This window comes from Shewanella sedimentimangrovi, from assembly GCF_017354965.1.
GTDB lineage: Bacteria > Pseudomonadota > Gammaproteobacteria > Enterobacterales > Shewanellaceae > Shewanella > Shewanella cyperi.
Map to the genome: position 1 here is coordinate 132,070 of NZ_CP071502.1, position 14,611 is coordinate 146,680.

Consider the following 14,611-nt stretch of genomic DNA (forward strand, 5'->3'; position numbering starts at 1 on the left):
GATGAGACGTCCCAAACTGCTGTTTATTCCAGTGTCTTCGGCCGAAGGCATAGGGGAATACATGCGTTCCATGATTATCGCCGAGGGGGTTAAGCGCCGCTGGCCGGAAGCGGATATCCACTTTATCCTCAGCCGCGAAGCTCCCTATGCCAATACTTGTCCCTTTAAAACTCATCAGGTTGCCCGGTCACCCACCAAGGAAGTGGCTGCGGTCAATCGGTTGATGGCTGAACTCAAACCGAACATAGTGATCTTTGATGCCTCCGGGCGCCGCAGCCAACTCGCCTGTGCCAAGCGGAATGGTGCGGCCGTGGTTTTTATCAGTCAGCATAAGCGCAAAAGAGCAAGGGGCATGAAGTGGAGCCGTGCCAGGCACACGGACAGGCATTGGGTTGCCCAACCATCCTTTGCCATAGAGCCCCTGAGTCGTTGGGAAAGGTTCAAATTGAAGCTGTTGGGACTTGTGTCTCCCCGGCATCTGGGTATGGTGTTTATGCCACCGGATGAAGCGCGGCGAGAGACTTTGCAAGCTAAGTGGCAGCTGCAACATGGCCAGTATTTGCTGGTAAACGCCGGCTCCGGTGGGCACAAGTTGGGAGTGGGGCTTGCGGCCGATATTTTTGCCGATGCTGCCGCTGCTCTGGCCCGGGAACTGGGCATTAGAACCGTTATGATCTACGGTGATAATTATCCAAAGCAACCTGTCGAAAACGACGACGTTGTCGCTATTAAGTCACTAAATAACGAGGATTTTATCAGCCTGTTGTCGGGGGCGAAGGCCGCCATTCTCAGTGGTGGTGGTACGGTGCTGCAGGCCATTGCTCTGGGTGTGCCTGTCTTGGGTGTGCCTGTTGCCAAAGATCAACCGGCCCGGTTACAGGCCTGTGAGGCGGAGGGACTCATCAAGGTTGCTGCTTCGGAGACCTTGGTTGAATCGGCCAGGGCGTTCATACAGCCACAGGTGTTGCAGCAATTAAGCCAAGCATTAGCCAGTCAGTCACAGGGAAATGGATTGCAACAGGCTCTGGCCGATATCGCCGAGTTACTGGCTGAGCGCGCCAACCAATGAAAACTAAACAGGGACAGGATTTGAATAAGGATTTGAAGTTAATGTTTATCCCTGTGTCCTCACCCGAGGGCATGGGAGAATACATGCGTTCCCTTATCCTGGCTCAGGCCTTGGCAGATCGCTTTCCTCGGGCGCGTATTGAGTTTTTGTTGAATCGTCACGCGCCCTATACCGCAGAGTGTCCCTTTCCTGTGACCTTGCTTGACAGCAGTCCCACGCGTGCCACCGCCGCAGTCAATGATGCCATTGAAAATATGGTGCCGGACCTGGTGGTGTTTGATGCTTCAGGCAGAAAAAAGCAGCTTGAGTGTGCCCAAGAGGTTGGTGCAGCTGTGGTGTTTATCAGCCAGCATAAGCGTAAGCGGCGACGGGGATTAAGAATTGGACGTGCCAAAGTGACCGATTTGCATTTGGTGGCGCAACCCGAATTTATCATAGGCCCGCTGGGATGGCTTGAGCGTTTGAAATGCGCTTGGTTCAAATTGCCAAGGCCCAAGAATATCGGAGCGGTATTTTTTCCACCGACTCCGGATAGGCAAGAGCGCCTTTTGGCAGAACTGGGATTGGAACGGGGTAACTTCCTTTTGTTCAGTGCTGGTTCCGGTGGCCATAAGTGGAATCAGGGACTGGCGACGGACAGATTTTTGGATGCAGCCAAAGAGGCAAACCAAAAAACGGCTATGCCTTGCTTACTGGTGTTGGGACCAAATTATCCGGGTGAGACCCCGGATGTTGAGGGGGTGCATTGCCTGCGTTCCATGACTCCGATGGATTTTGTCAATGTCCTGGATGCGGCGACCGCGGCAGTACTCGGTGGTGGTGACACACTTTTGCAGGCGATTGCCCTTGGCAAGCCGACCCTGGCAGTGCCTGTGTCCAAGGATCAACCGGCGCGCATTCGCCGCTGTGTCGAGCAAGGCCTGGTTCTTAGCGCCTCCTTGCCCACCTTGGTGGCTGCGGCGCACAATTTTGTAACGGAAGAACGACAGCGGGTATTGAGGCACAAGTTGATGCAACAGACACAGGAGAACGGTCTGCATCTGGCAATGAAACACATGATAACTCTGATCGAGGACAGACTATGAGCGGCAAGAGAATCGCCATTGCCATTAATTCGTTGGCTGGTGGTGGTGCAGAAAAAGTTGTAATGACCCTGGCGTCTTCGCTGACAGCTATGGGGCACGAGCCGCATTTGCTGGTGCTGCAAAATATTTGTCAGCACGAAGTTGCTCCCGAGCTCAAGGTACATTATTGCTTCGGTGCCGAAGAGCGCAATATCGACGGCTTCTGGCGTTTATCAAACTCGGTCAAACGTGTGAAACAATGGATTGCCGGGTTGGAAGCCGAGTACGGTAAATTCGATCTTTTCCTGTCCAATTTACACCAGACTAACCTGATGATGACCCGTGTGGGTGTCGCTCCATTATATTGCGTGGTGCACAATGCCATGGAAGAGGAGTTGAAACGTCAGCGCAAACTTGGCCCCCTTGCCTGGTTTGAAATGTGGCGCGCTCAGCAGGCTCTTGATGGTCAGCATCTGATAGCCGTTTCTGAAGGCTTGGCAAATGAGCTCAGGCATTCAAAACGCATCAAGCCGGCATCCGTGACAACTATCTATAACCCATTTGAGCTTGACACTATCCGGACCTTGGCTGAGCAAAGACCAGCAGATATGCCGGAAGGCGATTACATTATTCACGTAGGACGTTTTGCCAGGCAGAAGCGCCACGATGTGTTGTTTGCTGCGTTGAAGGTGATGCAGCATCAAGTGCCTTTGGTGCTGTTATGCAGTAATCGCAAAAAAGCATTGAAGGCGGTAAAGAAGCTGGGACTGGAACAGAGGGTCATTATTCCCGGCTTTCAGCAAAACCCATTCCCCTGGATAAAAAACGCGAAATTGCTGGTATTGAGTTCAGACTATGAAGGTTTTGGGAACGTGTTGCTTGAGGCGTTGGCGCTGAACACTCCTGTGGTCAGTACCGATTGTCCCCATGGTCCGGATGAAATCCTCGGTGACGCATTGGCTCACTGCTTGGTTCCAAGAAGAGATCCCCAGGCGCTGGCCGCGGCCATGGATCGGGTGCTCACTCAGGGCGTATCTTTGGAACAACTGCCGATCCTGGACGCCGTTGGTGCCGAACACGTGGCGCAGCAGTATTTGGCATTGGCCAAATAGTCCACAAATTACAGAAATAAAACAGTATGTTGTAATTTTGTTGCCGGGTCGTGTGCCCGGCATTTTCATTCACAACTATCCCAAGAGGGAGTAATATTGGCAATTCTTTCGCCTTTAAAGGATGGAGTTTCAGGTGCATACCAGAGCCATATACCCGGGAACATTTGACCCGGTGACCAACGGTCACACAGATTTAATTGAGCGTGCGGCCAATCTGTTCCGGCATGTGATCATAGGTGTAGCCGCCAGCCCGTCCAAGCAGCCACGTTTTTCTTTGGAGAAGCGGGTTGAGCTGCTTAAATTGGTCACTGCACATCTGGATAACGTCGAAGTGGTGGGTTTCAAGGGATTGCTGGTGGATTTTGCCAAGGAGCAGCAGGCCAGCGTACTGGTGCGTGGCCTGCGTGCCGTGTCCGATTTTGAGTACGAATTCCAGCTGGCCAACATGAACCGACGCCTCAGTCCGGAACTGGAAAGTGTGTTCCTGACCCCGGCCGAAGAAAACTCCTTTATTTCCTCCACTCTGGTCAAAGAGGTGGCGCTCCATGGCGGAGACGTCAGCCAATTTGTCCATCCCGCAGTGGCAGAGGCACTATTGGCCCCGCCGTCAAAAAATAAGTGATTGAAAAGGATTTTATGAAAGCTTTGACTCTTTCCGGCCTGAGCTTGGCCATATTGGCTGCCTCTGTTACCGCTGCGCCCTGGGTAGATACCGCGGATCTTTACTTAAGGACCGACATCCAGACCTTGGCCGATGCGGGCATTATTACAGTACCAGTGAACACATACCCCTTGATGTGGTCGGGCATAGGCGTCGATCTTGGCAAGGCGGAACCTTCCTTGATGACAGAGGCACAAGCCCAGGCTTATGCCAGAGTTAACTTTTATTATCAGCAAGTCCTAGCCAATAGAGGCGCCAGTCGGCTGCGCCTGAGCGCTACGGATGATGCGGCCAGATTCCAGCACTTTGGCAGCGATTACCGCGAAAAGGGTGAGCTTGGCCTGTCCCATGAATATCTGGGCAGTCGTTTTGCGTTTAAATTGGCGGCGACCGCAACTCTGGATCCTCAGGATGACGAGACCTTGCGCGCCGATGGCAGCTACCTGGCAATGATTGCCGGCAACTGGGTGTTGACCGCCGGAGCGCTGGAACAGTGGTGGGGCCCGGGCTTTGATACCGCATTGCACAGGTCCAATAACGCCAGGCCCATGCCGGCCCTGACTCTCAGTCGCAATAATGCCGCGGCCTTTGAAACCCCATGGCTATCTTGGATTGGTCCCTGGACTCTCACTACAGGTGTGGCCTGGATGAACGATGACAGGGCGGTGGAAGATGCCTTGTTATGGCAGTTCCGTGGCACTTTGCGCCCCTTCAAACAATTGGAGATTGGCACCTCCTGGACCACCCAATTGTGCGGCGAAGGCCAGCCTTGTGGTATGAACACCTTCTTCAAGGCCATATCCGGTGGTACAGAGTGCGTGGATGGCAGTGACAATTGCGATCCCAGCCAGAATACCAAGATAGGCAACCAGATGGCCGGTTTTGATCTGCGCTACGCAGATACCTGGTTCAATGTCCCCGTGGGCCTTTACCTGGAGCGCACTTGTGAGGATTCCAGCGGTAAAATGCCATGGCAGTTGGCGGACTGTGCCAACTTGGTGGGTGTGGATAGCCGTTTCGGCGGTGCCGGTGAGCAGTTCAAGGTCTTTCTTGAATATTCCAACACCCAGGTGGCGTGCGGTGAAAATCAAAACAGTTTCAACTGCTTTTATGAACATAGCACCTACCTGAGTGGCTCCCGTTATCAGAAGCGTTCATTGGGGTCGACCTATGACTCGGATGCCAAGGTGTTGGTACTGGGATTTATCGGCCAGTACGGCGACAGCAAGGGGGTCAACGCCCTGCTGCGCTATGCCAAACTCAATGAGGACGGTAGCAACCGCGGTGGCGATTGGAGCCCCAAACCGACCAAGGAAGAGCTGTTGATGCTGGAGTTGTCATACCGCCAGCCGGCGTTCAAGGGCATGCTGACCCTCGGGGGCAGCGCCGGTCGTTCTGAATTCGTCAGCGACTCGGAAACCAATGCCGGTGTGTTTGGTGCCTACGAATACCGTTTTTAAGAACCTGATTTTAGTGTGAGCGGCTGTCATCTGGTGGCTGTCGTTTTAGGTTAGAATGTTTGCACATCAAGGCCGGATTGGGGATGATGTTCCCTTAAATTTTCCGGCTCTGTGCCTTTTTCCCTGCTTTTGGATAATATTTATTCCATTCAAGCGTTTGGAGAGTACTTTTGATTTCAGTAGTCATACCCGCAAAAGATGAGGTGGGTAACATTGGTCCCCTCATCGAAGAAATCTGTCTGGCGCTGAAGGGACTCAGTGATTTTGAAGTGCTGGTGGTCGATGACGGCAGCAGCGATGACACCGCCGGTGAAGTATTACGCACCGCCAAGGCCCAGGATTGTGATGCGCGGGTTATCCGTCACCGTCACAGCACGGGCCAAAGCACGGCCATTTGCACCGGCGTGCTGCAAGCCAAGGGCGACTATATAGTGACCCTGGATGCCGATGGTCAGAATGATCCCGCCGATATCCCGGCCATGTACGCCCTGATCTCCGGCATCAAGCAACCCCATTTCTGCATCGCAGGCTACCGCAAGAACCGTAAAGACACGGCCTGGAAGCGTTTCCAGTCACGCTTTGCCAATAAGGTCAGGGACGCCCTGCTCAACGATGGTGTACCCGACACGGGTTGCGGTCTCAAGCTGTTTCCCCGGGCGACCTTCCTGCGCTTGCCCTACTTCAATCATATGCACAGGTACATTCCGGCGCTGGTGAGGCGCATGGGAGGTGAGATCCGCATTGCTGTGGTGAATCATAGAGACAGGCAGGCCGGGGTATCCAAGTACACCGCCTGGAACCGCATTTGGGTCGGGATAGTGGATATGTTCGGGGTGATGTGGTTAAACCGCCGCGCCAAGATCGCCGAGATAGAACGCATTGACCACAGTCGCTAACACCAAGCTGAGGCGGGCGCTCAAGACGGCACTCATGGTGCTGTTACTGACCCTGCTGATGCTGGCTGCGCAAGACGGTTGGTTTGAACACCTGACCGACAGTAACTGGGTAGCCAATTTTGTTAAAGCCCAGGGCGCCTATGCCCTGGCGCTGCTGTTTGCCATTGGTGCCCTGTTTACCGCCATCGGTGGCCCAAGACAAATGATCGCCTTTGTCTTTGGCTTTGCCCTCGGAGGTTGGCAGGGAGCGCTGTTTTCCAACTTTGCCGCCTTTGCCGGTTGCATCCTGTGTTTTTACAGTGCCAGATTGACGGTGCGCCGCAGCTTGCAGCGCCGCTTCGGCAACAGGTTGCAGCGCTTCGAGCGTTTGATTGCCGAACGTACCTGGCTCAAGGTGTTGATGATCCGCCTGTTGCCCGTGGGCAGCAATGTGCTCACCAACCTGTTTGCCGGAGCCACCCATGTGCCGGCGCGGGGATTTTTGCTCGGCAGCTTTATCGGCTATCTGCCGCAAATGCTGATCTTTGCCTATGCCGGTGCGGGTATTGGTCTGTCGGATCACTATCAGCTTGCCATCAGCATAGGGCTGTTTATCCTCTCCAGCGCCATTGGCGCTTACCTGTACCGCAATCGCCTGAGTCGTCAGGTGGATGAATTGGTTTCCGAAGAATAAGGGTGTTCCCATGGCTTTTCTGCTGAAGTACTTCAACAGTGATGACTATCGCCGGGTATTCTGGGCCTTGTTTGTACTGACCTTGGTTGTCATGGCGCTGGGGGTGGGTTTTCGCTCACCCTGGCCGGCCGACGAGCCCAGGTTTGTCGAAGTGGCCCGTGAAATGGTGGCCAGTGGCCAGTGGCTGTTTCCTGCCCGCGGCGGCGAATTTTACCCGGACAAGCCGCCGGTATTCATGTGGGCCATAGCCCTGTGCTATTTCCTGCTGGGCAATCTCAAACTGGCGTTTCTGATCCCCAATGCCCTCTGTGGTTTGGTGACCGTATTACTGGTGTTTGATCTTGGCGCCAGACTGTGGAACGTGCGCACCGGTCGCAACGCCGCCCTGCTGTTGATGCTGGTGCCCCAATTCCTGATGCAGACCAAGAATGCCCAGATAGATGCCATGGTGATGTGTTGGATAACCGTGGGCTGTTATGGCCTTATCCGCCACTTTATGACCGGCCCGAGCTGGCGCTGGTATTTTATCGGCTGGGCCTTTATGGGACTGGGCGTGATTACCAAGGGCGTGGGTTTTTTGCCGCTGTTGATCTTGCTGCCGTTGGGATTTTACGCCTGGAAACAGAAGCTCTACCGTGACAGCTGGGGCTGGCGCGCCCTCGCCGGGCCAGTGGTGATGTTGGCCGTGATTGCCTGCTGGCTGGTGCCCATGGTGCTGACCGTCAAGGCTGCCGGTACCCCCGAGCATCTGGCCTACATGAACAATATTCTGTTCAAGCAGACCGGCGAGCGTTACGTCAACGCCTGGCACCATATCAAGCCCTGGTATTTCTTTGTGTTCAGCGTGATCCCCTGGCTTTGGTTTCCGCTGCCCTTGTTGGTCATTGCCTACTGGAAGCGGGTTGTGGCCGCCATCAAGGCCGATCCGCGCATTATTATCTTGCTGTGCTGGGTGGCGCTGGTGGTGCTGTTCTTCAGCATCAGTCCGGGCAAGCGCAATGTGTATATTCTGCCGGCGCTGCCCATGGCTGCACTGGCCATGGCAGCGGCCCTTGCCGGAGTCGGCAGATGTAATTGGTTTGAAAAGCTGGTGTCTGGCCTGCTGTGGTTCCTGGGAGCTGTGGTGTTGGCGGCCGGGGTGCTGTCCTTTATGCACCATCCCAAGTTGGTCAAGGCCATGGCCGACTATACCGAGGACTTAACCGGCATAGGCATGATGTTTATCAGTCTGGGCCTGGCGTGGCTGGCGCTATTGCTCTGGTCCAGACGTCAGGCGGCGCTGCTCAGGGCGGGGATGGTGTCGATTCTCGGTTGGGCTCTGGTCAGCACCTGGGGTTACAGCCTGCTTGATGATATGCGCACACCCAGATCTCTGATGCAGCACACCGCCGAGGTCATAGGGCCTGAGGCCGAGCTGGGGCTTATCGATTTCAAGGAACAGTTCATCCTGTTCTCGCCGGTAAGCATCACCCATTTCAGTTATCTGGCGCCCAACGAGCAGCAGGAACGCAATGCTGCCCTGTGGCTGAACGAGGGACTGGCCGAGGGGAAACAGCGATTTGTGTTGGCGCCCGCCAGTATCCAGCTCAATTGCTTTGACCTCGGTAAGGGCCGCGATATGGGCATGGCACACAGGGAAACCTGGTTGTTGCTCGGTGTCGACGCCATGCAGGGCGAATGCCCGGCGCCCGCCAGATTGCAAAGGTTTTTCACCGCAACTCCAGGTAGTTGGATGCACTGATAGCCATGAACAATAAAAAAGGCTGCCAACGGGCAGCCTTTTTTGTGTGTCGTCTTTGCCCCGGATCATCGGGGTTGGCAAATGCCACAAAATACCGTGGTGCGTTGCCCCAGGCGAATTTCAGATAGCAGGTTGCCGCAGGCGGTGCAGGTTTCGCCACCACGGCCATAGACATGCAGCTTTTGGGCGAAGTAACCGGGTTTGCCATCGGCGTTGGTGAAGTCCTTGAGTGTGGTACCACCCTGCTTAATGGCCTGGGCCAGTATTTGTTTCACCTCTGCCACCAGCAATGTCAGGCGCTCCAAATCCACCTTGCCGGCTTCGGCCTCCGGGTGTATTCCGGCGGCAAACAGGGCTTCGTTGGCGTAAATATTGCCGACTCCGACCACTATGGCGTTGTCCATCAGGCACAGCTTAATGGCCTTTTTTTTACCCTTGAGGGCGGCCGCCAACTGGGGGGCATTGAAGGCCTCGGTCAGGGGCTCGGGGCCCAGCTTACTGAGCAGGGGATGGGCCTGCTCGGGCAGTTCGCACCAGAGCCAGGCGCCAAACCGGCGCGGATCGTTGAACCTGAGAATACGGCCGTTTTCCAGTTCCAGATCGATATGATCGTGTTTTTCCACCGGGGTATTGCGCGGCAATATCCTCAGGCTACCGGACATGCCCAGATGCACTATGGTGGTACCGGCATCCGTATCTATCAGTAAATACTTGGCGCGGCGGCGCACACCCTGGATGATTTGGCCGACGATATTTTGTGCCTGCGCCGGTACGGGCCAACGCAGGGAATCATTGCGGACTATCAGGGCGCGCACCTTTTGGTCCAGCAGGTGGGGGGCTATGCCCTGGCGGGTAACTTCGACTTCCGGTAATTCAGGCATGGGGCTTCCAGGGTCATTAATGGGTCAAAAGCACAGGTTCAAGGGACTCTCGCCTGCTGGGGGGGATAAGGTACCAGTTGCCGGCGGGGGACTTGAGCAGACCATCGGCAAACAGCAGCCAGACCTGACCTTCACTTTGGTTGGCGATGCGCAGTAACAACTCTCGGGGTTGTTTGGTTTCTGCGGGAGCCTCGCTCAGGGGTGACACTTCCAATTGCAGCCAGGCATCGGCCCAGTCGCTGCAACTTATTACCTGGGGATCGCAATGCCAGCCATCATCACCGCGGCTGAGCCAAACGCCATCAAGCTGCAACTCGGTCAATGGCACCTTGGCATCAAACAACGGACTGGTGCCACTGGGAACCTGGGAGGTACGGCGATCCAGCACTGTCAGTACAGAAACCATCAATAAACTGGCGATGATAATGGTGTTGTTCCACTGCCTGCGGGTCAGAGCCATGGCTAAGATCTTATTGGTTGTGGTGATTTAGCCCAGTGTATCACGGCAGCGCGACAGTGCCAGCCGGGGCCAGTTCAGTGATTAGTCTGTTCCCACTGAGTTAATTCATCCTTGGTATTGAGGTTGGTAAAGGCACCGGGCTTGTCGGCAAAGGACACCTTTGCCAGCTTGCGGGACTGGCACCAGTGCTCAACCCGGCGTTCCCCCGTAGACAGGTAATCTGCGATAGCCTGTTTCAGCTCGGTGCGCAGCAGCATCACCACAGGGTGACTGCGCTGTGCATCGCAGGCGATGGCCAGTTCAGCATTTTCCTGTTCAAGCCCCGCCAGGAGCCTGGGCAGCAGGTCCTCAGGCAGCTGAGGGCAATCGCAGGGCACCACCAGCAATAGCTCGGCACTGGTATGGTGCAGGGCGCTGAGAATGCCGGCGAGGGGGCCGGCAAAATCCAGATTGCCATCGGATATGACCTGATGGCCGAATTCGGCATAGCGATCGCCATTGCGATTGGCATTTATCAGGATCCGCGTCACCTGATTTTTGAGCCGGTTGAGTGTGTGAACTATCAAGGGTTGCCCCGCCAGGAGCACCAGTCCCTTGTCATCACCATCCATGCGCCTGGCTTTTCCACCGGCCAGAACTACAGCATCAATTTGCCTTGGCATTGGGAGTCTCATACAGGATTGTCAATGCTGCACACCTTATCCTCAATGAGTGCCCGGTGCCAGACTTGTCGGGGGATGGGGATATAAAAAGCGCAAAAAAAAAAGCCGGGTAATGCCACCCGGCCACAAAGTGTGTGAGCAATGTCGTGCTATGCAAACTCAGGAACACCTTGCACCTGAATCGGTGTGAGGGTGAGTTTTGGAACGCACATTAACGATAATCATTCTCAATTGTATTTGCAAGCACTATTTGCCGTTTTTACAGCGACAGGGATTTTTGCAGACTGAGTTTGGTGTCACCCAGTTGCATACCACTCTGGAGTGCGGTGATTTGGTAACGGTTGCGGATCAGTAAACCCAACATGGGGGCCAGTCGATTGAGGGTCTTGACCGAAACCTGTTGGTAGCCTTTGTCTTTGGCCCAGGCTTCCTGGGACTCCAGCAGTCGCTGTGCCAGACCCAAACGGCGATAATCGGGCAAGATGCCGCCGAGCCAGCTGTAAAAGTGCTGCTCATCCAGGGCATAGCCCAACTTGAAGCCCGCCAGTTCGCCTTCGATAAAGGCCCATTGCAGCAAACAGGGCTTGTCCGCCAGTCGGGTCAGCAATTCATCGGCGGTGGCCGGTTTGTTGAACTCGGGGATCTGTTGCATCAATTCGGCAACCTGGGTCGCCAGTTGGGGTGTCAATTGCTCTAAGGCTTGAATGTGGATCTGGTACATCTCTGCTCTCTCTGCCGGCTCGACCTGGAATAAAGAAGCGCATTATAACAGGTCGGGCCAGTTGAGGTCACTGACTTGCGTCGCAATCCTGAGCCGGCAAAATCTTGTCCTGCAGTAATTGCAACAACAGACCATAGGCCGGTAGGAACAGGCCCAGGCTGACCAGCAGCTTTACGCCATAATCCACGGCGGCAATTTCCGGCCAATGGGCTGCCATAAATGCATCGCTGGATGCGTAGAAGGCGACGGAGAAAAATACCAAGGTATCCATCAGGTTGCCTAGCAGGGTCGAGGCGGCGGGTGCCAGCCACCATTGGGGACGTTGGCGCAGCTTGGCAAAGACCTTGATGTCCATCAGTTGCCCCAACAGATAGGCGGCAAAGGAGGCGAATGCGATGCGAAACACAAAGTCATTGAAGCTCAGCAAGGATGCGCTGCCCTGATATATACCTTCATGGAACAGCACGCTGATCAGGTAGGAAATCAGCAAGGCTGGCACCATGGCGCGCAATATGATGGCGCGGGCGGCGTCTTGCCCGAAGATGCGTACTGTGAGATCCGTGGCCAGATACACAAAGGGAAAGCTGAAGGCGCCCCAGGTGGTGTGTAAGCCAAACAATTGGAACGGCAGTTGTACCAGATAGTTGCTGGCACTAATCACCAGCATATGGAAGCTGACAAGCAGCACCAAGGCCCGCCGGTATTGGGCTTGAGAAAGAATCAACATATTGTGGCCTTTTTAGTGTTTGTCGGCGGGGTGAGGGAACCCGCTAAGTGAATGGAAATGCCTTACCCGCCAGGGGCAAGGGGACGGGATTATACCCATGTTGGGTTCCTTGGCAAGGAATGCAGTGGAATTTGCAGGTTAATTGCTGGCCAGTTTTCTACACTGTATTAATCGGAAGGAGATCCCTTATGAATGCAATATTCAAATGCGGTCTGGCGTTGGCCGCCTTGCTGTCTTTCTGGCTCAGGGCCGAGCCGGTAGAGATCAGGGTGGTCAGTAGCAAGTGGATTGGATTCAGTAATGAGGATGGTACCGGTTATTACTTTGAGCTGCTCAGACGCGCTTTTCCGGAACCTGAGTGGCAGCTGTCCTATTCGATAGTGCCGTTCGCCCGCAGCCTGTATTTATTCGATCATCAAAAGGCCGACATAGTGCTGGGGGTGTACAAGGGCGATATAGACAACGGCCAGTATTGTCGTTTGCCGGTGGAGCTGGACACAGTGGATATTGCCATGACCCCAAATCTGGCGGCCAGTTGGTCCGGCCCCCGGAGTCTGGAGCATAAAAAGGTCCAGGCCTATCTCGCCTATGGTTATGATCGCCTGGTCTCTGTGCCCATGTATTACGAGGAAAGCAGCAACTTGTTGGATATGCTGAACCGGGTCAATAACGGCTATATAGACGCTGTGCTCGATTATCGCCCCAGTATGGAGGCCCTGGTTTCCAAGCTGGAACGGCCACAACGCTTTGTTATCCTGGACAGTGTGATCAGTGCTGAAGTCTACTTTGGCTTTGCCGACACGGATTTTGGTAACAGTCTCAGGATCCGATTCGACGAAGTGCACCATAAGTTAATCGATTCCGGCGAGCAGCAAGCGCTGTTACGCCAGGTCGAAGGACAGAGAAACAGCGAAAATCCCCGGCAATAGGGATTTATTCGGGCCGCAGCACGGACATAACGGTGGCCAGTTTGTTTTCCAGTTCCTGCCATTCTGCGGCGGGATCCGAGCCTGCCACTATACCGGCACCGGCAAACAGGGTGATCCTTGCCGGCTCCACCAGGGCGCTGCGAATGGCGACCGAGAATTCACTCTCCAACTTGTTAAAATAACCACAGGCACCGGCATACCAACCGCGATTATAACCTTCCTGCTGGCGGATAAATTGCAGCGCCCTTTCCCTTGGCAGGCCGCCGACCGCCGGTGTCGGGTGCAGGGCCTGCAGCAGTTGGAAATCGTTGATCCCGGCCTTGAGCTCGGCCCGTATGGCCCGGTGCAGATGCTGAATATGGGGCAGCTTGAAAATGGTTGGCGACTCTTCTGCGCCCACGTAATTACACAGCGGACCCAGGTTTTCCACTATGTGTTGCCTGACCAGCTGGTTTTCGCGGCTGTTCTTGCAATCATCCAGCAACTGCCTTGCCAGCAGGGCATCCTGCTCGGGATCCTGTCCCCTCAAGGTGGTGCCGGCCAGGGCTTCGGTAAAGAGTTCCGACTGGTGTCTGCGGTACAGCCGCTCCGGTGAGCAGGAAATAAAAGCCCGCTCAGGACTGAACTGGAATCCAAACTGAAAACTGTTGGGGCAACTGCGTTGCCAGCGGGCCAGCAGCGACCAGGGATTGAGGTTTTCACTCAGCTGTAAGCGGGTTTGGCGGGACAGCACTACCTTGGGCGTCTCCTGGTTAAACGCCGGATGGGTGACCTGTTGCACCAACTCCTGCCAGCGGCTGTAGCCCGGAATATCGCTGCGGCCGAGTAAGTTAATCTTGGGCTCGGCCTGCGGATGCGTGGGGCGCAGCGCCGCCAGGGTAGCTATGGCAGACTGGCGTTCGCTGTCCAGTCGACTGAGATCCAGATTCAGCAGCAATCGCAGCGAGTTGCCGCTGCGCCTCAGTTCAACCCTGGGCAGGACGAAGCGTGCCCGGCCAAATTCAGGCCAGGGCTCTACCTGACGATCAAAGGCCAGGCCGCCGTAGTATCGCAAATCGGGATTGGAGCTCAGGGCCCTTTGGCGCTGATAGCTTTCTGCCAGCTGATGATCCGACACCTGGGTGTCAAAGAAGCGTTCGGCGCAGATGCCTATGGCGGCGGCCTCTTCCTTCTTCTCCCGGCCCTGCCAATAGATGCGCGGATATTGCTCTTGGCTGGCAAGCCAGGGCAACAGAGGCTCCGGGGTCAGCTCAAGGGACAACTGCAGCAGAGGCTCGTGAGTGTCAGGCCGCTTCAGTTCAAGCAGCAGCTGCTTGAGTGTCTCCAGGGCTTGGGCCAGTGGCTGGGCAGACAAAATGGGCTTTCACTCCATGCTGAGTTGAATCAAACGTTTGAGTTTCCAAGGTAAAGACCGGGGTCAGGCCTGTCAATCTGCCATTGTCAAAGCTGTGAGCCAACGCAAACCGCTAAATCAGCAATGGCTTAAGTGCGACGGCAATCGCTGATGCGGGGGCTACAAAAGGGTACTTGGCGGCACAGTTAAACTGTGAATAGA

General features: G+C 55.2%; 15 protein-coding genes. 9 read left to right on the forward strand and 6 right to left on the reverse strand.

The annotated features are described in order from the left end of the window. The first annotated feature begins 1 nt into the window (after window position 1). From JYB85_RS00555 to JYB85_RS00590, 8 genes are all read left to right on the forward strand, one after another. A complete protein-coding gene (locus JYB85_RS00555; RefSeq protein WP_207380617.1) occupies window positions 2–1,069 on the forward strand; it encodes a hypothetical protein in 1,068 nt (355 codons plus the stop codon). A gap of 83 nt (window positions 1,070–1,152) precedes the next feature. Then, entirely contained in the window at window positions 1,153–2,154 is a 1,002-nt protein-coding gene (locus JYB85_RS00560; RefSeq protein ID WP_228730172.1) for a glycosyltransferase family protein, read from the forward strand. Next, complete coding sequence (locus tag JYB85_RS00565; RefSeq protein ID WP_207380619.1) at window positions 2,151–3,245, forward strand: glycosyltransferase; 1,095 nt, start codon at window positions 2,151–2,153, stop codon at window positions 3,243–3,245. Before JYB85_RS00560 ends, JYB85_RS00565 begins: the two co-directional genes overlap by 4 nt. A gap of 133 nt (window positions 3,246–3,378) precedes the next feature. Then, entirely contained in the window at window positions 3,379–3,867 is a 489-nt protein-coding gene (coaD, locus tag JYB85_RS00570) for a pantetheine-phosphate adenylyltransferase (RefSeq protein ID WP_207380620.1), read from the forward strand. Window positions 3,868–3,881: 14 nt separating this feature from the next. Continuing rightward, window positions 3,882–5,366: a capsule assembly Wzi family protein gene (locus JYB85_RS00575; RefSeq protein WP_207380621.1), complete on the forward strand. Its 1,485-nt coding sequence runs from the start codon at window positions 3,882–3,884 to the stop codon at window positions 5,364–5,366. Between the two features lie 170 nt (window positions 5,367–5,536). Then, window positions 5,537–6,262: a glycosyltransferase family 2 protein gene (locus JYB85_RS00580; protein WP_207380622.1), complete on the forward strand. Its 726-nt coding sequence runs from the start codon at window positions 5,537–5,539 to the stop codon at window positions 6,260–6,262. A gap of 34 nt (window positions 6,263–6,296) precedes the next feature. Continuing rightward, window positions 6,297–6,935: a TVP38/TMEM64 family protein gene (locus JYB85_RS00585; protein WP_207381939.1), complete on the forward strand. Its 639-nt coding sequence runs from the start codon at window positions 6,297–6,299 to the stop codon at window positions 6,933–6,935. 10 nt (window positions 6,936–6,945) lie between these two features. Next, window positions 6,946–8,676 carry an ArnT family glycosyltransferase gene (locus JYB85_RS00590; RefSeq protein ID WP_207380623.1) on the forward strand — a complete coding sequence of 577 codons (1,731 nt, stop codon included), beginning with the start codon at window positions 6,946–6,948 and terminating at the stop codon, window positions 8,674–8,676. A gap of 65 nt (window positions 8,677–8,741) precedes the next feature. Here JYB85_RS00590 and mutM read toward each other — a convergent pair whose 3' ends face one another. The 5 genes from mutM to JYB85_RS00615 form a co-directional block, all read right to left on the reverse strand. Continuing rightward, window positions 8,742–9,557, reverse strand: a complete 816-nt coding sequence (gene mutM / locus JYB85_RS00595) for a bifunctional DNA-formamidopyrimidine glycosylase/DNA-(apurinic or apyrimidinic site) lyase (RefSeq protein ID WP_207380624.1) — start codon at window positions 9,555–9,557, stop codon at window positions 8,742–8,744. Between the two features lie 16 nt (window positions 9,558–9,573). Next, window positions 9,574–10,017, reverse strand: a complete 444-nt coding sequence (locus JYB85_RS00600; protein WP_207380625.1) for a hypothetical protein — start codon at window positions 10,015–10,017, stop codon at window positions 9,574–9,576. 74 nt (window positions 10,018–10,091) lie between these two features. Next, on the reverse strand, window positions 10,092–10,679 hold the full coding sequence (mobA, locus tag JYB85_RS00605) for a molybdenum cofactor guanylyltransferase MobA (protein WP_207380626.1): 588 nt from the start codon (window positions 10,677–10,679) through the stop codon (window positions 10,092–10,094). Between the two features lie 259 nt (window positions 10,680–10,938). After that, on the reverse strand, window positions 10,939–11,400 hold the full coding sequence (locus JYB85_RS00610; RefSeq protein ID WP_207380627.1) for a GNAT family N-acetyltransferase: 462 nt from the start codon (window positions 11,398–11,400) through the stop codon (window positions 10,939–10,941). A gap of 67 nt (window positions 11,401–11,467) precedes the next feature. Continuing rightward, window positions 11,468–12,127: a 7-cyano-7-deazaguanine/7-aminomethyl-7-deazaguanine transporter gene (locus tag JYB85_RS00615; RefSeq protein ID WP_207380628.1), complete on the reverse strand. Its 660-nt coding sequence runs from the start codon at window positions 12,125–12,127 to the stop codon at window positions 11,468–11,470. A 188-nt stretch (window positions 12,128–12,315) separates the two neighbouring features. Here JYB85_RS00615 and JYB85_RS00620 point away from each other — a divergent pair, with 188 nt between their 5' ends. Beyond that, window positions 12,316–13,056, forward strand: a complete 741-nt coding sequence (locus JYB85_RS00620) for an ABC transporter substrate-binding protein (RefSeq protein WP_207380629.1) — start codon at window positions 12,316–12,318, stop codon at window positions 13,054–13,056. Between the two features lie 4 nt (window positions 13,057–13,060). Here the strand turns inward: JYB85_RS00620 and JYB85_RS00625 are convergent, their stop codons facing one another. Continuing rightward, window positions 13,061–14,410, reverse strand: a complete 1,350-nt coding sequence (locus tag JYB85_RS00625) for an isochorismate synthase (protein ID WP_207380630.1) — start codon at window positions 14,408–14,410, stop codon at window positions 13,061–13,063. Window positions 14,411–14,611: the final 201 nt, after the last annotated feature.